The sequence below is a fragment of the Sphingomonas sp. 35-24ZXX genome (genome assembly GCF_000786215.1).
Classification (GTDB): Bacteria; Pseudomonadota; Alphaproteobacteria; order Sphingomonadales; family Sphingomonadaceae; genus Blastomonas.
The window spans coordinates 896,740-918,515 of the sequence record NZ_JROG01000004.1; the positions used below are offsets into that span (position 1 = coordinate 896,740).

Below are 21,776 nucleotides of genomic sequence, written 5' to 3' on the forward strand. Positions count from 1 at the left end.
TCCCTCGTCATTCTGTGCGTCCGGTGCCTAGATAGACACTTTGGTGCGCAGGCTCAATTGCATAAGATGATGGGGGTTAAAAAGCTGGTGCAACTGCGGCCCGCCGCTGCGGGCGGGCCGAGCAGCTTCAGCCCATCAGCCCGTGGCTGCGCAGGCTCTCTGCGACGATCGTCTCGATCAGCTGTTCCTGCGTCCATCCGGCGCGCACGGCCGAGCGGCCAAAGACCTTCTGCGACCACAGGTTGCAGTTGAGGTTGACCTCGAGGAAGTTGAGCTCGCCCTTGTCGGCATCGAGCCGGAACTCGTAGCGGCCATAATCGAACGGCACGAATTCCTGGGCCAGATTGGCGGTGTGCTCGGCAATCACCGACTCGAAGGGTGATCCTTCGAAATCGACGAGCTCGTACTTGCTGGCACGCTCGACCAGATCGCGCTTTTCCCAATAGGTGCGCAGGTGCGTCGGGTCGGCCTGTTCGAACAGCATCATCGGCAGGATCACCGGGCGACCATGGATCGTGACCACGGGCACTTCGACATCGCTGCCGGTGAGGAAGGGCTCGACAATCGCGTCATGGCCTTCTTCATGGATCGCGGCGACCGCGTCCTTGACGCCCGCCCAGTCGCCCGCATCGCGCACACCCCAGCTGGCCGACGAGGCATTGGGCTTGATCACCATACGCTCGGCCATCGGGCAGAGCGTCTCATCGACCGGGCCACCCTTGCGATAGATCGCCCAATCGGCGGTGGGGATACCGCGCGCACGCGCCACCAGCTTGGACAGGTGCTTGTCGTCCGACAGGCCGCGCAGGATCGGGCTGCCGCCGAGATAGGGCAGGCCCTTGCGGTTGCACAGCAACGGCACCAGCATTTCGGAATTCACGAAGCCGCCGCGGTTGAGCAGCGAGAACACGAAATCGACCTCCGGCGGATCGAACAGCATCGCATACTGGTTGCCGACCAGCAGATTGTCGAACAGCCCTTCCAGGATGGTGCGCACCTCGTTGTGATAGACCGCATGGTTGCCGTCTTCGGGATGAAGCGATCCGTCGCCCAGCGCATGCTTGGCAAGGAAAAGCACCTTCAGCGTCTCGCGCGTTTTGGTGTCGATGGTCAGCGGGGCAGGGTATGAGGTCACTGGAAAGGCACACTTTCGTTGTTCGTACCGAGGCTTTCAGCCGGGGCCGGGGTTCGTTCGGACGAGGCGAATGGCCCAAGACAACTTGCCATACTGGCCAACACCCCTATACGCGCGCCCATATCCGCTTCGGGGGCGCAGCGAAAGTACCGTTTGATGCAACACGATATCGGCAAGGCCGTCAGCCATCTTCTCACCATCGGCGGAGACGAGCGTATCGTCCCCGCGCACGCGGTGGGCACCAACAAATATTTCAGTTCGCCTTTTCCCCGGCAGACGGTGACCTATGCGTCATCGACCGCGAACGACATCTCGCAGCCGGCCTTCGATCACCTCTGCGAGTTCGTGGCCTGCCATGGCATCACCGAGGATATGGCAGGTACCGACTATGCCGGGCAGCTCAGTGCGATGCGCGCCCGGATCAGCGCCGCCTATGGCCTGCCGCAGGGAACCGATATCGCGTTTTCGGCATCGGGCACGGACCTTGAGTATATCGCGCTGCAGGCCTTTGCGGGGCGCGCGCCGAAAGGCATTCACAATGTGCTGCTGGGCGCGGACGAGGTCGGCAGCGGCTGCATCCTGAGCGCGCACGGCCAGTATTTCGCCGCGCAGACGGCGCTGGGAATCCCCACCGCCAAGGGCACGCCGGTACCCGCGCTCGAGCCGGTGTCGCTCAGCGAGATTTCGGTGCGCAATGGCTTTGGCGATGCGTTCGACAGCGCGGTGATCGTCGCCGGCATGCACAGCGAGATCGAACGGGCGCTCAAGGCGGGCAAGTTCCCGCTGCTGCATGTGGTGCACGGCTCCAAGACCGGGCTGATCCTGCCGCATCTCGACGACATCGACGCGCTGATCACGCGCTATGGCGATTCCATCGGATTTGTCGTCGACGCCTGCCAGGCACGGATCACCAGTCCGGCGGTCAGCGCCTATCTGATCCGCGGCGCGGTGGTGCTGCTGACCGGATCGAAGTTCATGGGAGGGCCGCCGTTTTCGGGCTTCGCGCTCGTGCCGCGCCAGATCGCAGCGCGGGTGGCACCGCTGGGCGAAGGGATGGCAACGATCTTCCGCCGCGCCGAGATGCCTGCAGGCTGGGCGGGTGTCGAAGCGCTGCCCGATGGCGGCAATGCCGGGCTGAGCGTCAGGCTGGAAGCGGCGCTGTTCGAACTCGAGCGGTTCCAGGCGCTCGACTTCCATGACATTGCGCGTGTCGTAGAGCTGTTCCGCAGCGCTTCGCTGGCGCTGGTCGATCGCATCGGCGGACTGCGCGTGGTGCCCTATCCCTTTTCCGACCGCGAACAGGCGGGCTCGCACCCGATCGAGATGCGCACGCTGACCACGGTGGATCTGAGCGGCGAGGGGCGGCAGATCGATTTCGACGGCGCGACCGCCATCCAGCTGGCGATGATGCAATCGGGTGTGCGGCTGGGCCAGCCGGTCAAGTGCGCGCGCTTCCAGGGCCCCGACATGGCGGGCAAGGTGCGCGGGACATTGCGCATCGGTGTTTCGATGCCGCAGCTCGTCGATCTGGCGCAGAAGAGCCCGGCCGATGCCGAAGCCAGCCTGGCGGGCGACATGGCGGCGATCGGCGATGCCTTCGAAGCCGCACTGCCGCCCGCCGCGATCTAATCCCATCCTCGGCCCGCGCGTCCGCGCGGCACCGACAGCATTGAAACGTATGCAAAAAGGGGTGTCCTGCCGGATTGGCGGGACACCCCTTTTTCATTCACATGGGCTGCGGGCCGAAGCCCTTAGTTGCCGAACGTGCGCTGCCACCAGCCGCGACGCGCAGGTCCCGTGTCCTGGGCTTCTGCGGCCTGATCCGGCGTCTCTGCCGCTGCGGCAGGCGCCGCTTCAGCCACCGGCGCTGCATCGGCAACCGGTGCCGGGGCAGCGGGTGCAGAGGGGGCGACGACCTCATCGGCGGCGTCGGTATCCGCCTTGGGCGCTGCCTTCTTGCGCGGTGCGCGCTTGGGCTTGGGCTTGGCGACGACGTCCGCTTCTGCGGCGGGCGCTTCTGCCGCGACGTCAGCTTCAGCCTCAGCCGCCGGTGCTTCGGCTGCCGGTTCGGCCTCGGCCACCGGCTTCTTGGCGCGCGACTTGCGCTTCGGCTTGGGCTTTTCGGCCGCCGCTTCAGGTTCGGCATCGGCTTCGGTTGTAGCGACCGGCTCCTCGGCAACTGCCACGGGGGCGGCTGCCTCGGGTTCGGCGGTCACGCTGCTGCTGGCTGCTTCGGCATCGCTGTCGCCGGCGTCGCCGGTTGACTCGCTGGCCTCGGCATCACTGCCTTCGCCGGTCTTGCGACCACGACCGCCCCTGCGACCACGACGCGCCCGCCGCGGTTTGGCCTCGCCGCTGTCCTCGCCCTGTGCAACCGGCTCGCCGGCTTCAGTAGCTTCGGTCGCGACGTCGGCTTCGTCGGTCGATGCGTCGGCATCGTCCTGAGCCACCACGGTGTTGTCGAGATTGCCCTCGGCCTCGCCCTGCGGACCCTCGCCATCGCGGCGCGTACGCTTGCCACGGCGACGACGACGACGCTTGGCACGACCGCCTTCGCCTTCCTCGCCGCTGCGCGGGGCTTCCTGACGCTCGGGACGTTCGCCACGCTCGCGGCGTTCACCGCGGTCGCCACGATTGCCGCGCTTTTCGGTGACCTCTTCCTCTTCCTCGACCTCGTCGATTTCCTCTTCGATGTCGTCATCGTCATCGTCGATGATCGGCTGGAAGGTGACGGTCTTTTCCGGACGCGGGCCGCTGGCGGTCACCTCCATCTTCGCGCCTTCATTCTCGCCATTGGGCAGAATTTCGATGCGGACGCCGAAGCGCTCTTCGATCTCGGCGATGTCGCGACGCTTGTTGTTGAGGACGTAGATCGACGCTTCCTGGCTGGTGCGCAGCGTGATGATGCTGCCATGGCCGCGCGCGGCCTCTTCTTCCAGCAGACGCAGCGCCGACAGGCCCGCTGACGATGCGGTGCGGACAAGCCCCGTTCCGTCGCAATGCGGGCAGGTGCGGGTCGATGCCTCGAGCACGCCGGTGCGCAGACGCTGGCGGCTCATTTCCATGAGGCCAAAGCCCGAGATGCGGCCCACCTGGATGCGCGCACGATCGCTCTTCAGCGCGTCGCGCATGGCCTTCTCGACCTTGCGGACGTTGTTGCCATATTCCATGTCGATAAAGTCGATGACGACGAGGCCTGCCATGTCGCGCAGGCGCAACTGGCGGGCGATTTCGCGCGCCGCTTCCAGGTTGGTGTTGAGCGCGGTCGCCTCGATGCCATGCTCCTTGGTGGAGCGGCCCGAGTTGATGTCGATCGATACCAAAGCTTCGGTCGGGTTGATGACCAGATAGCCACCCGATTTCAGCTGCACGACAGGTTCGTACATCGCCGAGAGCTGGTCCTCGGTGCCATAGCGCTGGAACAGCGGCACGGGGTCCGAATAGCTCTTCACCCGCCGAGCGTGGCTGGGCATGAGCAGCTTCATGAAGTCCTTGGCAGCGCGGTAGCCCGCTTCGCCCTCGACCAGCACTTCCTCGATATCACGGTTGTAGATATCGCGGATCGCCCGCTTGATGAGGTCGCTGTCCGAATGGATGATCTCGGGCGCGGACGCGCGCAGCGTCTTTTCGCGGATCTCGTCCCACAGTCGGGCGAGATAATCGAAATCGCGCTTGATCTCGGGCTTGGTGCGCGAAAGGCCTGCCGTCCGCACGATGCAGCCCATGGTGGCGGGCAGCTTCATTTCGGCGATGATGGTCTTCAGACGCTTGCGGTCAGACGCGTTGCTGATCTTGCGGCTGATGCCGCCGCCATGCGCGCTGTTGGGCATGAGCACGCAATAGCGGCCCGCGAGCGAGAGATAGGTGGTGAGCGCCGCACCCTTGTTGCCGCGTTCTTCCTTGACGACCTGCACCAGCATCACCTGGCGGCGCTGGATGACGTCCTGGATCTTGTAGCGGCGACGCAGCGCCATGCGGCTGGTGCGTGCTTCGTCGCTGGCCTTGGCCTTGCCGCCGCGTCCATCGCGACGCTTGCGACGGCCCGAATTGCGGCCGCCACCATTGGCATCGCCATTGGCTTCGCGCGTGTCGTCGGACTCTTCGCTCTCGGAATCGCCTTCGGATTCGCTTTCGTCGCTCGACAGCGTTTCGGCGACGATCGGCTCGTCGTCAGTTTCGATCAGGCCTTCATCGGACAGACCGTCGTCATAGCTGCCTTCTTCGCCCCCGCGGCCGGCGGCATCGTCTTCCTCTTCCTCGGCTGCCAGCGCATCGGCTTCTTCCTTGGCGTGCCGGGCCTCTTCGGCAAGCAGCGCGATCTTGTCCTCGCGCGGAATCTGGTAGTAATCGGGATGGATTTCGGAAAAGGCGAGGAAGCCGTGACGGTTGCCGCCGTAATCGACGAAAGCCGCCTGCAGCGAGGGTTCTACCCTGGTAACCTTGGCGAGATAGATGTTGCCCTTGATCTGCTTGTGTTCTGCAGATTCAAAGTCGAATTCCTCAATCCGATTTCCTTTGAGCACCGCCACCCGGGTTTCTTCCTGGTGGCGCGCATCGATCAACATGCGCGTTGTCATTCAATATTCTCCGTGCGCGCGCACCGGGCGGAACCGGCCGGGTCGCTGCGCTTCTGTTTGCTAAGGCGCTTGCGCTCCCGAAAGTGGGAGCGTTGCGCATACGGGTGTGTACGATAGGGATTGTGTCTGCTGCACAGGTTCGCAGGGCGTCAAGCGCACTGGCCGCGTCGCTTTTCCGCAGCCAACCGCCCGAAAGCGGGGTGGCGGAAAAGGCGGTATTCAAACCCATAAAGCGTCAACCTGGTGATACGGCATGCGCGGCAGATAGGGCCACGATGCTGTCATTGGATGCGAGGGATGGCCGGTTAAGCCAATGGCCCGCATAGCTTTGCTAGCATCGCTTGCATCATACAGCAACAAAAAGCTCGTTTCGTCGCAGGGGCCCGCAATGAAGATGCCTCAACCGCCATAAGACGGCACCCGTCGGCGTTCCTAAAGGCCTTCGTGGTAAAATTTCCGGTAACCAGATCGTTTCACAAGGTTTTTTCGGCTTAACCCTAATCATGCCTTTATCAAGAGAAGAGGCAGGATTCCAGGGATGACGAAATTGCACTGGACCGGGCAATCGCGCCGGAGGCATAAGGTCGACATGCTCTGGCTGTCTTCCATCTGCGCGTGCCTGGCATGCACAGCGCCCGTCCAGGCAGGCGAAGTCTCCAATGTGGAGGTGCGCGCCAACCAGATCGTGCTGCATTTCAACGATCCTATCGAAAGCGCGAGCAGCTTCGTCCTCAGCGGTCCCGATCGCATCGCCATCGACATCAAGGGTGCGACTGCGCGCTCCAATGCCCTGAATCAGAGCGGCCTGTTCCGCACCGTGCGCATGGCGCAGTTCGATACCGAAACCGCGCGCGTCGTGCTCGATCTCGATCGTCCCGCCGTGGTGAGCGCAGGCACGTTTTCCGACGATGGCCGCAGCCTGACCCTGTCGGTGACCGAACTGGGCTCGTCGCAGTTGCAAGGCGTGCTCGCCGCGCCGCGCCAGTCGTTCGTGCCGCCCGCACAGTTCCGGGCAGAGCCGCCCAAGCGGCGCTACAGCGTGCGCATTCCGCTGCCGAAGGCCAGCAAGGGGCCGCCCCTGCCGCCGGTCGAAGGGCCGAATGACCGGTCGCGTCCGCTGGTCGTCATCGATGCCGGGCATGGCGGGCACGATCCCGGAGCGATCAGCCCGCACGACGGTACGCATGAAAGCAAGGTGACGCTGCAGATCGCGCGCGCCATCCGCGACGAGCTGCTCAAGACCGGCCGTTTCCGGGTTGCGCTGACCCGCGATACCGACACGTTCCTGGTGCTGCAGGAGCGCTACGGGATTGCGCGCCGGCTGGGTGCAGACCTGTTCATCTCGGTCCACGCCGATGCCGCCGCATCGCAGACCGCGCGCGGCGCGACCATCTATACGTTGTCAGAGGTCGCATCCGACCGTGAGGCGGCAAGGCTTGCGGCGCGCGAGAACAAGGCGGATATCCTCAATGGCGTGAACCTGTCCGACGCACCATCCGATGTGTCGTCGATCCTGATCGACCTCACCCAGCGCGAAACGATGAACCTGTCGGCGGATTTCGCGCGGCTGTTGCGGCGCGAGGGGGATGCGAAGATGAACTTCCGCACCGATTCCCACCGCTTTGCCTCGCTGATGGTGCTGAAGGCGCCCGATGTTCCTTCGGTCTTGCTGGAAACCGGCTATGTCAGCAATGTCGATGACGTCGCGCTGCTCAACACTGCCGCCTATCGCCGAAAGATCGCAGAATCGGTCAGCCAGGCGGTCACCGTGTTCTTTGCACGTAAACTGGCGTCGCGCTGACCGCTCTGACACCAATCCGCTCTGGCAATGTTCAGGAATGATGTGCTAACCGCCCCGGCATGAGCGAGGGTGAAAGCGGCAATATCGCCTATAGCGTGCGGCGGGGTGGCGATGGGGCGTTTGCGTCCATGAGCGGAGCGTGGGAAAAGCGCTGGGTCCGCTGGGCGGCCTATCTGCTGGGTCTGGCGCTGCTGGGCATGGCATTGATCTGGGTGATCTTCGCGCGCGATCTGCCATCTGCCGAGACTTTGGTCGATTACGAGCCCGACCTTCCCACCATGGTGCGCGGCGTCGATGGCGAGATCATCAACAGCTATGCCCGCGAACGCCGCGTGCAGTTGCAGTACAAGGATTATCCGCTTCCGCTGATCCGGGCGTTCCTGTCTGCCGAAGACAAGAATTTCTTCTCGCACAACGGCCTCGATTACCCTGGGCTTGCCTCTGCGGTGTTCGACTATGTGACCAAGATCGGCTCGGGCCGCCGCGCGCGCGGGGGATCGACGATCACCCAGCAGGTCGCCAAGAACCTGCTGCTGGGCGATGAATATTCGATCACGCGCAAGATCAAGGAAGCGATCCTCGCCTATCGCATCGAGGACGTGCTGACCAAGCAGGAGATCCTCGAGCTCTATTTCAACGAGATCTATCTTGGCCGCAATGCCTATGGCGTGCAGGCCGCAGCCCAGGCCTATTTCGGCAAGGACGTTGCCGAGCTGAAGCTGCACGAGGCGGCGTATCTCGCCATCCTGCCCAAGGCGCCGTCCAACTATCGCCCCGAAGTGCATATGGAGCGCGCGCTGGAGCGCCGCAACTGGGCGCTGGGCGCAATGCAGTCGAACGGCTGGATCACCCGCAACCAGATGCTCGCCGCGCAGGCTGAGCCGCTGGGCGCGATCCCGCGCACCGGCGACAATTTCGACAAGGTCGGCGGCTATTTCGTCGAGGAGGTCCGCCGCCAGCTGGTCGAGAAGTTCGGCGAGAAGGCCGAGGACGGCAAGAACAGCGTCTATGCAGGCGGCCTGTGGGTGCGCACGTCGCTCAACCCGGCGATGCAGCGCGCCACGACCGAGGCGCTGCGCGATGCGCTGCTGCGCTATGACCGCGGCAGCGGCTGGAGCGGCCCGCTCAACACAATCGAGATGGACGATCAATGGGCCTCGCGCCTGGCATCGACCTATATCGACATCGACTATGAAAACTGGCGCGTGGCGGTGGTGATCGACAAGGCAGCCAGCGCCGCCGAAATCGGCTTTGCCAATGGCGACAAGGGCGTTCTGCCGCGCTCGACCGCGACCATGCCGCGCAAGCGAGTCGGCGGCACGGCTTACGATTCGATGAAGCCGGGCGACATCATCGCGGTCGCGCCGATGTCGGGCGACACCTATGCGCTGCGCAATGTGCCCGAGATTTCGGGCGGCATGGTGGTGCAGAACCCGCGCTCGGGGCGGGTCTATGCAATGCAGGGCGGGTTCGATTCGCAGATCAGCCCGTTCAACCGCGCCACCCAGGCCGATCGCCAGCCGGGCTCGACGATCAAGCCGTTCGTTTATGCGACCGCGCTCGACAACGGCATGACGCCCGCGACGCAGATCGTCGATGGCACTTTCTGCGTCTACCAGTCGGCGAGCCTCGGCAGCAAATGCTTCCGCAACTTTGGCGGCTCGCGGGGTGCGGGCCCGCAGACGATGCGCTGGGGACTCGAACAGTCGCGTAACCTGATGACGGTGCGCGCGGCCAACGATGCGGGCATGACCAATGTCGTCAAGACCATCAAGGCGGTCGGCATCGGCGACTACAAGCCGTATCTCTCGATCGCGCTTGGCGCTGGCGACACCACGGTGATGAAGATCACCAACGCCTATTCGATGCTGGTCAACCATGGCCGCGAGCTCAAGCCGACGCTGATCGACTATGTCCAGGACCGCCGCGGCAAGGTGATCTTCCGCTCTGATCCGCGCACCTGCGAAGGGTGCAACATGGCCAAGTGGGACGGCAAGCCGATGCCGCGGTTCACCCCGCGCGGGCGCCAGATCCTGGATCCGATCACTTCGTATCAGGTCGTGCACATGCTCGAAGGCGTGATCACCCGCGGGACCGCGACCAACCTGGCCGATCTCAAGCGTCCGATGTTCGGCAAGACCGGGACGTCGAGCGGACCCACCAATGTGTGGTTCGTCGGCGGTACGCCCGACATGGTCGCCGGCATCTACCTCGGCTTTGACCAGCCGCGCAGCATGGGCGGCTATGCCCAGGGCGGACGACTGGCCGCACCGGTGTTCAAGCAGTTCGCCAAGGAAATCCTGCCCTCGATGCCGATCACCGAATTCCGCGCGCCCGCCGGCACGCGTCTGGTGCGGATTGACCGCCGCTCGGGCCGCCGCGTCTATGGCGCATGGCCCGGGGACGAGGCCAAGGCCGCAGTAATCTGGGAGGCGTTCAAGCCCGAAACCGAACCGCGCCGCACCATCCGTCAGGAAGAAATGGCCGCTGCCAAGGCGGTGCAGAAGCGGGTCGGACCTGCCGCGCGCGCCAAGAGCGACAGCGAATTCCTGCAGCAGCAGGGCGGCATCTACTGATCAGCATTGGGCAGGGGGCCGGGCAGGTGTCGCTCGGCCGTCACTCTACCAATTCCATTGATAAATCGGGCTGCCGGGCGTAAGGGCGAGCAGAACATGCTCAGCCAGAAAGTCCGATACACCATTCGTGCCCTGCAGCACCTGGCCGACCGTTACGGCGAGGGGCTGGTGCATCTGGACGAGATCGCCGAAGCGCAGAACATCCCGCCCAAGTTCCTGACCGTGATCCTGTCGGAAATGGCGCGCGCGGGATTGGTCCATTCGCAGCGCGGCAAGGATGGCGGGTACCAGCTCGGCTTGCCGCCGATCGACATCCGCTACGGCGATATCGTTCGCATCACCAGCGGCTCGCTGGCCCTGGTGCCGTGCGCCAGCCGCTATGCCTATGAAAAGTGCAAGAATTGCCTGGCGGAAGACGAATGCCGCCTGCGCGCCCTGATGCTCAAGGTGCGCGACGAAACGGCGGTGGTGCTGGACCAGATCACACTCGCCGATCCGATCGAGCCGGCCGCTGTGTTCGAACAGCCCGCCAACGGCTGACGATTGAGCCGCCGGGTTCAGGCGGCGAACACCACCTGCCATGCAGTACCCCGGCGCTGTCCGGCCAGAGCCTTGACCTCGCCGCCGAGCTGCGCCGCCAGCGAATGCACAATGCGCGTGCCCAGTCCCTTGCTCGCCGTGTCGCTGATCGTCTCGGGCATGCCGCGGCCATTGTCGCTGACGGTCAGCGACAGCCGATGGGGATCGAGCTGCTCGAGCTTGAGCGCAATCGTGCCGCCGTCTTCGGCAAACGCATGCTTCAGGCTGTTGGTGACCAGCTCCGTCACCAGCAGCGACAAGGTGGTGAGCCGTGCGATATCCAGGCGGACCGCCGGCATATCCACCATGCACACGATGTTGCGCGCACCGGTCGCCTGCAGCAGGTCCGAGCAGATTTCCTGGAAATAATCGGCCACCGGCAGATCGACCGAGGCGGGGTCGTACAGCCGGCGGTGGATGCGCGACATCGTCTCGATCCGGCTTTGCGCCTCGTCGAGTGCGCTGCTGGCCGATGCCGGATCGGCGGTGATGTTGCGCTTCTGCAGCTGCAGCAGAGCGGCAACAAAAGTCATGTTGTTGGCGACGCGATGCTGCAGTTCCTGGAACATCGTGCGCTGCTGGTCATAGAGATCTTCCATCAGCTGCTTCTTCGCCAGCAGCCGGTCGGCGGCGCGATGCATGAAGTGGATCAGCGCGATGTCGACGGTGACGATGAACACGTAGAAGCCGATCGCAATCAGGCTCGATGCGTGCAGCGCAAAGCTGTCAAACGGGGGGATGAAGAAATACAGCGAAGCCAGGCCGGACAGGATCGCGCACACCACGCCCGGCCACAGACCCGCCAGAAAGGTCGTCAGGATGACGGCAGGAAAGAAGGTCAGATAGGGGAACCCCGGTGGCAAGGTGCCCTGCAATTCGAAACGCAGAAACAGCGCGAGCGCAAACGAGAAGAGCGCCAGGCCGTAGCCCAGCCATTTGTCCCGTCGGAACACCGTCCCTGCACTCAACAATCGATCCATGTCATTCTCGTCGGGCAGGAAACAGGCTGAGGGGGTAACAATGCGACGATGCCCCGTATCGCCTGACCGCTTTCTAAAAGCCCTTGCTCGCGGCGGCAAGGGCAAGCCGCATCTGCGGCCATTTGCGAGACCTTTTCGGCCACGCAAGGCAGCTTGTCGCTGACCAGCATCGCAATGACGTGCTTTGCCCGGGGGCCAAGAAAAACTATCTTGCCAACTAAAAAGGTAGAGATTAGCTTTCGAATTGCGGGCCATGCTGCATGCAGCCGGTCCGCACCAGATTTCACAGGAGTTTAGCCGATGCCTCCTTCAAAGCCTGCCAGCAGCGAACCCGCGCCGCCGACAACCATTCCGCTTTCCACGATCTCCGAGGCCATTGCCAAGCTGCGCTTCGGGGCGGTGGTGCTCACCGTGCACGACGGCAGGCTGGTGCAGATGGATGTCACCGAACGCCAGCGATTTTCCTGATCTTCAAATCCCTCGACTGCCGGGACCGGGACACCGGACCGGCTTTTTTGAGCGTTCCTTCATGCACCAGACCATACAGCGTGCCGACCGGACAGCCGGAAGCACTTCCTTTCCCGGGGGTTCTTCCAAATGTCCATTTCCGTTTCCGCGCATGCCTTGGCGGCCGCTCTGGCTGTCGCGCTGGCCTTTACTTCGCCCGCACAGGCTCAGGATGGCGCTGCGTCTGATGAGGACCGGCCTGTGGCAGCGCAAGCCGCGCCATCCGGTGACAATGTGATCATCGTTTCCGCCCGCCGCCGTGACGAATCGTCGCAGGATGTGCCGATCGCGCTTTCCGTGGTCGATGTGGCAACACTCGACAACACCGGCAGCTTCAACGTCAGCCGGCTGACCCAGCTGCAACCGACCTTGCAATTCTATTCGTCCAATCCGCGGAACTCGGCGATCAATATCCGCGGGCTCGGCGCGCCGTTCGGCCTCACCAATGACGGCATCGAACAGGGCGTGGGGATCTATATCGACGATGTCTTCGTCGGCCGCGTTGCCGTGGCGACGCTCGATTTCCTCGATATCGCGCAGGTCGAAACGCTGCGCGGGCCGCAGGGCACGCTTTACGGCAAGAACACCACCGCCGGCGCGATCAACATAACCTCCAAGGAACCGAGCTTCGATTTCGAGGGCCGGGCCGAGGTGACGGCGGGGAACCTCGAATTCCGTCAGGCCAAGGCATCGGTTTCCGGGCCACTATCGGACACTGTCGCCGTGCGGTTCGGGGTCGCGACCACCGACCGGCGCGGCACGATCTTCAACGTCGCCACCGGCACGAACGTCAACGAACTCAACAATCTTGGACTTCGCGGATCGCTGCTGTGGAAGCCGAGCGATGCGATCAAGGTCACGCTGGCTGGCGATTACAACCGCCAGAACCCTGAATGCTGCGCGCAGATCTATGCCCGCTACGGCAGCACCCAGCGCCCGGCCAACCGCCAGTTCCCCGCACTCTCGGCGGCGTTCGGCTATTCCCCGCCCAGCCTCGACGCCTTTGACCGGGTCACCGATGTCGATGCAGAGCTTGCTGCCAGGAGCATTCTGGGCGGCGCATCGCTCAAGGTGGAATGGGATGTCGGCCCCGGCACGCTGACCTCTGTCAGTGCCTGGCGCTTCTGGGACTGGACCCCGTCGAACGACCGCGACTTTACCGGCCTTCCGATCACGCCCAAGGTCAACAACCCCTCGCAGCAGGAGCAGTTCACGCAGGAGGTGCGCTATGCTGGCAAACTGGGGGATCGCGTGGATTTCGTGGCGGGGGTCTTCGGTTTCTATCAGACCATCGATACGCAGGGCATCCAGGAGCAGGGGCCTGCCGCCAGCCGCTGGCTGCTTGCGCCGACCAGCCCACTCGCCAGCAACCCGGCGGTGCTGAACGGCCTGGTCGCCAACAACACCATCGGTTTCAAGAACACCAGCGTTGCGGCTTTCGGGCAGGCCAGCTGGAAGGTCACCGATGCCCTGACCATCCAGCCCGGCATTCGCATCAACTACGACAGGAAAACCGGATCGTACGATTCGGTGGTGACCGGCACCGCATCGAACGGCACGCGCCAACTTGTGATCTTCAGCGGGCCGTTCGCCAACGATCCGTGGATCGCCGCGCAGCGCGGGGTGCTGGCCCCGCAGTTCTTCGAGCCCGCGTTCAGCGACTGGAACCTGTCGTACGACCTGACGTTGGCCTATCAGATCGCGCCGGATATCCGCAGCTACGCGACCTATGCCAAGACCTTCAAGACAGGCGGCATCAACCTGTCGGGCGTGCCCAATGATGCCGCGGGCAATCCGCTGCTCGCGGCAGGCTCCGTGAAGCCCGAGAAGGTCGACCATTTCGAGGTGGGACTGAAGACCCAGTTCTGGGACCGCCGCGCAACGCTCAACCTGGCCGGCTTCTGGACCGAGATCCGCGACTATCAGGCGACGGTGAACAACGGCCAGCTGGGCGTGCTGCGCGGCTATCTTGCCAATGCGGGGAAGGTCAGGGTCCGCGGGATCGAAGCGGATGTCAGCGTTCGGCCCTCGGAACGGTTCAATGCCTATGTCAGCAGTGCCTATACCGACCATGAATATGTCCGCTTCGTCGATGCGCCGTGCCCGCCGGAACTGGCCGGAGGCACAACGGTGACCGGAACGCAGGTCCCTGGAGCCCCCGGCGTTCCAGGCGCGCTGAGCCCGGCGAACTGCGACATTTCGGGTCAGTGGTTGCCCGGCATTTCGAACTGGGCATTTTCCTATGGCTTCGAGTATAACGAACCGGTGGCGATCTTCGGGCTCGACGGGTTTGCCTATGTCGGGTTCGACGGCAACTACCGATCGAAATTCTCGTCCAACCCCTCGCGCTCGATCTATACCGACATCGATGGCTATGCGCTCAGCAACTTCCGGCTGGGCTATCGCACCGATGATGGGCTCAACGTCTTCGCCTGGGTGCGCAACGCCTTTGATATCGACTATTTCGAACAGCTGGCCGCCAACACCGGTGGCAACACCGGCCTGATTGCCGGACAACCCGGCGACCCGCGTACCTTCGGCCTGACCCTTGCCTCCAGTTTCTGTCCCCTCCTGCCTTGAAAGGGACCGCACGTGCCGGACCTTGGAATTCTGAATCTAGCCGATATCTGGCCCTATATTCTGGTCGGTTTCGCTGCCCAGATGGTCGACGGCGCACTCGGCATGGCCTTTGGCGTCATATCGAGCACGCTGCTGGTCTCGGTACTGGGCGTGCCGCCTGCGCAGGCTTCTGCCGGGGTCCATCTGGCCGAGGTGTTCACCACCGGCGCGTCGGGCCTCAGCCATGCTTGGCACCGCAACATAGACTGGCCGCTGTTCGCACGGCTGGTGCTGCCGGGCGTCGCAGGCGGGGTGCTGGGCGCCTATGTGCTGGCCAATATAGACGCCGGGGTCGCGCGCCCGATCGTGATGGTCTATCTCGCGGCCGTGGGACTGGTGCTCTTGTATCGCGCGTGGCGCTTTCCGACGCCACGGTTCGAGGATCCCCGCATCGTTGCGCCGCTGGGGGCTGCGGGCGGGTTTCTGGATGCCGCAGGCGGCGGCGGCTGGGGACCGGTGGTCACCTCCAATCTGCTGATCCAGGGCAGCGAACCGCGCAAGACCATCGGCACCGTCAGCGCGTCCGAATTCTTCCTGACCGTGTCGATCTCGCTGACGTTCATCCTCACGCTCGGGTTCGAGGCCTTTACCCACGCCACCATCGGCCTGCTGGTGGGCGGCGTGGTGGCCGCGCCCTTTGGCGCGGTACTGGCCAAGAACGTCCGGCCGCGCCTGTTGCTGTTCATGGTCGGCAGCGTGCTGACGATCACCAGCCTGTTCAGCATCTACAAGGCGCTGAGCTGACGGGCGAAGGTCAGATTTCCTCGCGGACCTGGGCATAGGCGAGCGCGGCGAAGATCACCGTGCCGCCGATGACATTGCCCACCAATGCCGGGACGATGCCGCCGAACACGGCCGCAACCGGGCTGATCTCGCCGCTCAGCATGACGATGAACAGCTCGGTCGATCCGGCAACCACATGCGAAAATCCACCCAGGCCGATCATGTAGGTGACCAGCATGATCATCAGCACCTCGCCGGCGCTCTCGATTCGCGGCAGCATCCACACCAGCGATGCGATCATGAACCCGGCGGGCATGCCCCACATCAGATGGTCCAGCGGCGCGACCTCCGCATAATGGCGCGATACCTCCATCACGCCCTGCATCTGCAGGGGCGGAATGATCCCGGCATACACCATCAGGATCGCCGCCAGCAGGCAACCGGTCATGTTGGCGAGGAAGACGATCGACCAGAGCCGGGCGGTCTGCGCCAGCCTGCCTATCGACGGATAGGCAAGCAGCGGCAGGATGGGCGTGACCGTGTTTTCGGTGAACAGCTGCATCCGGCCCATGATCACGACCAGAAAGCCGACCGAATAGCCAAGGTTGGTGACCGCAAGTGCCCATGCGGTATCCGGCAACAGCGCGGTCAACAGCCCCTTGCACAGGATCGACAGGCTGATCGCCAGACCCGCACCGACGCCCGACCACCAGAGCGCTGAAAACGGGCGGGCCAGCTCGTGCCGCCCCGACCGGCTGATGGCGCGGTAGATCAGGGCGGTGGTGACATCCGCGAGCTCGTCCAGCGCAGGCTCCTGCGCTTTGCTTCTGCGACCTCTTGCCATTGTCTGCCCCCCGTTGAATGCACTGGTGGGGGAAACGCGCGCCTGCGAGGATTGTTGCGCAGGGCCTGTGGCAGGCCGTGGCGGATGATCAGAAGCTGACCTTGGGCGCTGCACCGACCGTGGCGCGCTCATCGCCGCCCAGCTCCCAGAAACCCTGCGGCTTGAAGCCCAAAGCGCCAGCGAACAGCACGGCCGGGAAGGATTCGATGCCGGTATTGTAATCCGCGCTGGCAGCATTGTAGGCGCGCCGTGCCGCCGCCAGCTTGTCCTCGATATCGGCAAGCTCGTGCTGCAGCGTCTGGAAATTGGTGTTGGCCTTGAGGTCGGGATAGGCCTCTGCCAGCGCGAACAGGTTCTTGAGCGCGCCGCCCAGCGCCATCTCTGCCCCCTGCGCCTCGCCGGGGCCGCGCGCTGCCAGCGCATTGCCGCGGGCGGCGATCACCGCTTCGAGCGCGCTCTTTTCGTGCGCAGCATAGCCCTGCACGGTGCTCACCAGATTGGGAATCAGGTCGTGCCGCTGGCGCAGCCCGGCATCGATATCCGCCCAGCCCTGGCGGCAGTTGGCGCGCAGCGCGACCAGCCGGTTGTAGATCAGGATCACCGCCAGCAGAACGACGATGACGACAACAAGTATGATCCATTCCATAGACAGTCCCCCAATCCGAGCCGTAGAGCTAACATGCGCGCGAGCCGGGGGGAATGCCGATGATCACACTACCCGATGTCGATACCTTGATGGCAGGCGATCTGGGCACCTGGCTGGCCGGGCAGGATCAGGTGCGCAAGGATGCCAAGAGCCGGTCGATCAAATGGGCTATTGGCGGTGTGGTCGTCGGCCTGCCATTCCTGCTGGGCTTGGGGATCGAGGGCGTTGTGGGCCAGCTGATCGCGCTGGTCGGCATGGCCATCATGGCGATCGGCGGCGGCAAGGCGGTGCTGATTCGCCAGGCCGTGGTGAACAGCCTGAAGACACAGATGAACGCATCGCTCGCGGGTGCGCTGGGCATATCCTATTGCGCTGCCGCAACCTTCGGGGACGAGTTCGAGCTCGCCAGCGATTTCGATCTGCTGCCCGGCTACACCCGCAAGACCTGCGAGGATCTGTGGGAGGGCGACCTCGCCGGCACCCGCTTCCGCCTCTACGAAGCGCGGCTCATCCAGCGACAGGGATCGGGCAAGGACGCGCGCGATGTCACCGTGTTCAGCGGTGTCATCCTCAAGATGCATTTCGCCCGGGACTTCCACGGGGTGACGTTGATCGAGCGGCAGCGCATGCGACTGACCCTGTTCGGCGACAGCCAGACCAAGAACGGCATCAAGCTGGAACGGGTCAAGATGGTCGATCCGCGCTTCGAAAAGGCGTTCGATGTCTACAGCACCGATCAGGTCGAGGCCCGCTATCTGGTCCACCCGGCCTATTGCGAACGGCTGATCGCGCTGGAGGAGACTTTCGATGGCAAGAAGCTCAAGGCCGTCTTCCACAAGGGCGACGTCATCGTGACCGTCGACAGCGAGAACCTGTTTGAAAGCGGCTCGCTCGATTCCCAGCGCGACCGCGAGCTGCTGGCGCGGACGATCGAGCAGTTCCGCGCGATGGCTCAGATGATCACCACCTTGAACGAGCGCCCGCGAGGCTGATCAGAGCCCCATGATGGCCGCGGCGATCCAGCGGTCTTCCGATCGCAGGATGCCCCAGGCACGGGCTGCGGCGCGGCTGTCCATCACCTCGACGCCGATGCCGCGCTCTTCCATCACCTGGATGAAGGCGCGGGGCGGATGCGCGAGCGCAGCGCCGGTGCCGAGCAGCATGAACTCGGGGGCAGGGGAAAGATCCAGCACCTGCGCCATGGCGTCGATACCCAGCGCCTCCAGCGCGGGCGCATCCCATGGCATCGCGGACACAGGAGTCAGCACCAGGCTCGATTCGACCCGGCGCGGCCCCAGATTGTCGCCGTCCAGCTTGAAGCCATGGGCGGTAAAGCCCGTGATCACCGGCCCGGATGCGCGCGGATCCTGGTTGAACTCAGCCATCGATCAAGCCTGCCATCAGTGATGTCATCAGGGCTGGGCGCCGCCGATGCCTTCCTTCAGCTTGGCTTCGGCCTTTTCGGCGTCGGTCTGCTGGGGCACAAAGCTGTGCGGTCCCACGCCCAGCCAGACGAGGATCGGGTTGGCCATGTAGATCGACGAATACGACCCGACGAACAAACCCAGCGTCATTGCCGCAGTGAAGCCGAAGATCACCCCGGGGCCGATCAGCAGCAGCGCGGTGAGCGCGATCAGCATGGTCAGCGTGGTCATCACCGTGCGCGACAGGGTCTCGTTAGTCGACAGGTCGAGCAGCGAGATCATGTCCATCTTGCGGTACTTGCGCAGGTTCTCGCGCACGCGGTCGAACACCACGATCGTGTCGTTGAGCGAATAGCCGATGATGGTCAGCAGCGCGGCGACGATGTTGAGATTGAACTCGAGCTGGGTCAGCGCGAAAAAGCCGAAGGTCAGCGCAACGTCATGGAACAGTGCGAACAGCGCGGCGACACCGAACTGCCATTCGAAGCGGAACCAGATGTAGATCGCGATCGCGAGCATTGCGAACACCAGAGAATAGACGCCGGTGGTCAAAAGCTCGCCGGAAACCTTGCCGGAGACCGAATCCACCCCGTCGATGCGCGCGCCCTGCGCGGCATATTCCTTGGTGATCATCTGCGTGACGCGGCTGGTCACGGCGTTGACTTCGTCGACATTGTCGCCGGCCAGACGCATGCGCACCGAAACCTGGTTAGGCTGACCGAAACGCTGGATGGTCGATTCGCCGAGGTTCAGCGCATCGATATCCTCGCGCAGTTCGGCCACCGGAGCTTCTGCCGCCTTGTCGAAGGTCACCTGGATCATCTGGCCGCCGACAAAATCGACGCCCAGGTTGAGACCGCGGACGCCGACGAGGACGAACGAGGCGATGATCGACAGCAGGCTGATCGTCATCGCGATCTTGCGCCAGCGCAGGAAGCGGAAGTTGGTATCGTCGGGAACGAGCTTGAGGAGCTTCATCGGATCAAGCCTTCCTTTAAATGTTCAGCTCGCGCGGGCGTGCGCGCTTGAGCCAGAGGGCGACGAACATGCGAGTGACATAGACCGCCGTCCAGACCGAGGTGACGATGCCGATCATCAGCACGACGGCAAAGCCGCGAACCGGGCCCGATCCGAACAGGAACAGCAGCACCGCTGCGATGACATTGGTGATATTGGCATCGAAGATCGCGCGCGAGGCTTCGGTATAGCCGACCTCGATCGCCTGGATGATGCGGCGGCCGCTCTTGCGCTCCTCTCGAATACGCTCGTTGATCAGCACGTTGGCGTCCACCGCCGCGCCGATCGTCAGCACGAAACCTGCAATGCCGGGAAGCGTCAGCGTGGCGTTCATCAGCGCCATGATGCCCAGGATCAGCAGGATGTTGAGGATCAGCGCAATGTTGGCGTACACCCCGAAGCGGCCGTAGGTCACGATCATGAAGGTCAGAACGGCAATGGTGCCGACCGCGCCTGCCAGCAGGCCCGCCTGAATCGATTCGGTACCCAGATCCGGCCCGACCGAGCGTTCCTCGACCACCTTCAGTTCGACAGGCAGCGCGCCGGAGCGCAGCGCGATGGCGAGCTGGTTGGCGCTTTCTGTGGTGAAGCTGCCCGAAATCTGGGCCGAACCACCCAGGATGGGCTCGTTGATATTGGGGGCGGAGAGCACTTCGCCGTCGAGAATGATCGCGAACGGCTTGTTGACATTTTCCTGCGTCAGCCGTGCAAAGCGTGCCCCGCCATCGCGGTCGAAGGTGATCGACACCACCGGCTCGTTGGTCTGTTGGTCAAAGCTCTGCTGGGCGTTGGTCAGCTTGTCGCCGCGGATGCCGCCCAGACGGCGAACCGCGATCGGCGTGCCGCCTGCAGGATTGCTGGGATAGGGAATGATTTCGCTGCCCACCGGCGCACGGCCGGCGGCAATGTCTTCGGGGCTGGCGTTCAAATCGACCAGCTTGAATTCGAGCTCGGCGGTCTGGCCAAGCAGTTCCTTCAGCGCTTCGGGATCGTCAAGGCCCGGAACCTGCACCACGATGCGGTTGTCGCCCTGGCGGATGATCGTCGGTTCGCGCGTGCCCAGCTCGTCGATGCGCTTGCGCACGACTTCGGTTGCGGTTTCCATCGCCTGGTCGAGCGCCTGGGTCAGGCCCGCCTCGGTGGGGGTCAGCACGATGCGGCTGGTGTCGCGCACCTCGATGTCCCAGTCGCGCTGACCGGTCAGGCCCGCGCCGGTGGTCAGCGGCAGGATCGCTTCACGTGCGGCATCGACCTGCGAGACATCACGCACCAGGAAGGAGAGCTTGCCGCCTTCGCGCGAGATGTCGCCGATGCCGATGCGCGGCTTGGCGCTGCGCATCGCGGCGCGCACGGTCTCTTCCATGTTCTGCAGCCGCTGCGCTGCGACATCCTTGGGGTCGCCTTCCAGCAGGATATGGCTTCCGCCCTGAAGATCGAGCCCCAGGTTGATCTTGGCCTGCGGCAGGAACGACGGATAATAGGTCGCCACATTTGCAGGCAGCAGGCTGGGGATCGCCAGCAGCACGCCAAAGGCGAGCACCAGGGCGGTGGAGATCGTTTTCCAGCGCGGAAAATCTAGCATTCTCAAGGCTTCCTTGGCAGTGCGCGTCCGGGCACCGCCAGTTGGCGGGCCAATCGGACACGGGCCGGATGTGCGCGCCATATATTCATGGGTGCATCAGGCGGCAAGGCGATAGCTCAATCGTTGGCGGGAGCGCCGCCGGGCTGGATGACATCGCTGATCGTGGCCTTGACCGCGCGCACCTTGGCGCCGCCCAGATCGATCTCGAGATAGGCGTCGTCCACCTTGGTCACCTTGCCGATCAGGCCGCCACCGGTGATCACCTGATCGCCGCGCTTCACCGCTTCGATCTTGGCCTTGTGCGCCTTCATCTGGCGCTGCTGCGGACGGATGATCAGGAAGTAGAAGATCAGCAGCAGCGGCACGAACATCAAAAGCTGGGTCCAGGCCGGAGCAGCGCCGGGTGCGGCAGCGGCGAGTGCAAGCAATAGTGTCGAGTCCATGGGCATGTCGTCCGAATGTCTGAAAGGCTATGAGGTCGCGATGGCAATCGATCCGCCCGTCGCAGCGATGGGCGCGCCTATCACCATCGGCCGCGCAAGGCAATTGATCTTGGCCACGGCACATCGGGTGCAGGACGGGCTTGCCAATCGCGTTTCATGCCCATATAGGCGCGCTTCCCATCTGCCGCAGCGCGGCGATGGCCGGTCGGGACGTAGCGCAGCCTGGTAGCGCATCACACTGGGGGTGTGGGGGTCGGAGGTTCGAATCCTCTCGTCCCGACCAATTTGTAGTGTCGGTCTAGAAGCGGTCCGTTAAAACATTG

The 21,776-nt window shown here is 63.9% G+C and carries 17 protein-coding genes and 1 tRNA gene; 9 read left to right on the forward strand and 9 right to left on the reverse strand.

Features of this window, described 5'->3' with window-relative positions:
• Positions 1-127: 127 nt before the first annotated feature.
• Positions 128-1,135, reverse strand: a complete 1,008-nt coding sequence (locus tag LI72_RS12390; RefSeq protein ID WP_052129775.1) for a phosphoribosylglycinamide synthetase — start codon at positions 1,133-1,135, stop codon at positions 128-130.
• 156 nt (positions 1,136-1,291) lie between these two features.
• On the opposite strand from LI72_RS12390, the gene LI72_RS12395 reads away from it, so the two are divergent.
• Positions 1,292-2,764 carry a hypothetical protein gene (locus tag LI72_RS12395; protein ID WP_033926087.1) on the forward strand — a complete coding sequence of 491 codons (1,473 nt, stop codon included), beginning with the start codon at positions 1,292-1,294 and terminating at the stop codon, positions 2,762-2,764.
• Between the two features lie 122 nt (positions 2,765-2,886).
• On the opposite strand, the gene LI72_RS12400 is transcribed toward LI72_RS12395, so the two are convergent.
• Positions 2,887-5,712: an Rne/Rng family ribonuclease gene (locus tag LI72_RS12400; RefSeq protein ID WP_052129776.1), complete on the reverse strand. Its 2,826-nt coding sequence runs from the start codon at positions 5,710-5,712 to the stop codon at positions 2,887-2,889.
• A gap of 538 nt (positions 5,713-6,250) precedes the next feature.
• On the opposite strand from LI72_RS12400, the gene LI72_RS12405 reads away from it, so the two are divergent.
• The 3 genes from LI72_RS12405 to LI72_RS12415 all read left to right on the forward strand — a co-directional run bounded on the left by LI72_RS12405 (position 6,251) and on the right by LI72_RS12415 (position 10,629).
• Entirely contained in the window at positions 6,251-7,513 is a 1,263-nt protein-coding gene (locus tag LI72_RS12405; protein ID WP_033926089.1) for an N-acetylmuramoyl-L-alanine amidase, read from the forward strand.
• A gap of 59 nt (positions 7,514-7,572) precedes the next feature.
• A complete protein-coding gene (locus LI72_RS12410; protein ID WP_033926090.1) occupies positions 7,573-10,089 on the forward strand; it encodes a PBP1A family penicillin-binding protein in 2,517 nt (838 codons plus the stop codon).
• A gap of 96 nt (positions 10,090-10,185) precedes the next feature.
• A complete protein-coding gene (locus tag LI72_RS12415; protein WP_033926091.1) occupies positions 10,186-10,629 on the forward strand; it encodes an RrF2 family transcriptional regulator in 444 nt (147 codons plus the stop codon).
• A 17-nt stretch (positions 10,630-10,646) separates the two neighbouring features.
• Here the strand turns inward: LI72_RS12415 and LI72_RS12420 are convergent, their stop codons facing one another.
• On the reverse strand, positions 10,647-11,648 hold the full coding sequence (locus LI72_RS12420) for a sensor histidine kinase (protein WP_033926092.1): 1,002 nt from the start codon (positions 11,646-11,648) through the stop codon (positions 10,647-10,649).
• Positions 11,649-11,948: 300 nt separating this feature from the next.
• On the opposite strand from LI72_RS12420, the gene LI72_RS19645 reads away from it, so the two are divergent.
• The 3 genes from LI72_RS19645 to LI72_RS12430 all read left to right on the forward strand — a co-directional run bounded on the left by LI72_RS19645 (position 11,949) and on the right by LI72_RS12430 (position 15,518).
• On the forward strand, positions 11,949-12,116 hold the full coding sequence (locus LI72_RS19645; RefSeq protein ID WP_081984879.1) for a YezD family protein: 168 nt from the start codon (positions 11,949-11,951) through the stop codon (positions 12,114-12,116).
• 129 nt (positions 12,117-12,245) lie between these two features.
• Positions 12,246-14,735 carry a TonB-dependent receptor gene (locus LI72_RS12425; RefSeq protein ID WP_033926093.1) on the forward strand — a complete coding sequence of 830 codons (2,490 nt, stop codon included), beginning with the start codon at positions 12,246-12,248 and terminating at the stop codon, positions 14,733-14,735.
• Positions 14,736-14,747: 12 nt separating this feature from the next.
• Complete coding sequence (locus tag LI72_RS12430) at positions 14,748-15,518, forward strand: sulfite exporter TauE/SafE family protein (protein ID WP_033926094.1); 771 nt, start codon at positions 14,748-14,750, stop codon at positions 15,516-15,518.
• Positions 15,519-15,528: 10 nt separating this feature from the next.
• On the opposite strand, the gene LI72_RS12435 is transcribed toward LI72_RS12430, so the two are convergent.
• A complete protein-coding gene (locus LI72_RS12435; protein ID WP_033926095.1) occupies positions 15,529-16,341 on the reverse strand; it encodes a formate/nitrite transporter family protein in 813 nt (270 codons plus the stop codon).
• Positions 16,342-16,429: 88 nt separating this feature from the next.
• The gene (locus LI72_RS12440; RefSeq protein WP_033926096.1) at positions 16,430-16,987 is read right to left on the reverse strand and encodes a LemA family protein; all 558 of its coding nucleotides are present in this window, start codon (positions 16,985-16,987) and stop codon (positions 16,430-16,432) included.
• Positions 16,988-17,046: 59 nt separating this feature from the next.
• Here LI72_RS12440 and LI72_RS12445 point away from each other — a divergent pair, with 59 nt between their 5' ends.
• Entirely contained in the window at positions 17,047-17,979 is a 933-nt protein-coding gene (locus tag LI72_RS12445) for a DUF3137 domain-containing protein (protein WP_197051890.1), read from the forward strand.
• Here the strand turns inward: LI72_RS12445 and LI72_RS12450 are convergent, their stop codons facing one another.
• From LI72_RS12450 to yajC, 4 genes are all read right to left on the reverse strand, one after another.
• Entirely contained in the window at positions 17,980-18,372 is a 393-nt protein-coding gene (locus tag LI72_RS12450; protein WP_033926098.1) for an Mth938-like domain-containing protein, read from the reverse strand.
• Between the two features lie 27 nt (positions 18,373-18,399).
• Positions 18,400-19,389: a protein translocase subunit SecF gene (gene secF / locus LI72_RS12455; protein ID WP_033926099.1), complete on the reverse strand. Its 990-nt coding sequence runs from the start codon at positions 19,387-19,389 to the stop codon at positions 18,400-18,402.
• 16 nt (positions 19,390-19,405) lie between these two features.
• Entirely contained in the window at positions 19,406-21,010 is a 1,605-nt protein-coding gene (gene secD, locus LI72_RS12460; RefSeq protein WP_033926100.1) for a protein translocase subunit SecD, read from the reverse strand.
• A gap of 116 nt (positions 21,011-21,126) precedes the next feature.
• Complete coding sequence (gene yajC / locus LI72_RS12465) at positions 21,127-21,453, reverse strand: preprotein translocase subunit YajC (protein ID WP_033926101.1); 327 nt, start codon at positions 21,451-21,453, stop codon at positions 21,127-21,129.
• 206 nt (positions 21,454-21,659) lie between these two features.
• Between yajC and LI72_RS12470 the strand changes: the two genes are divergently transcribed.
• Positions 21,660-21,736 (forward strand) — tRNA-Pro (locus LI72_RS12470).
• The last annotated feature ends 40 nt before the right edge of the window (positions 21,737-21,776 follow it).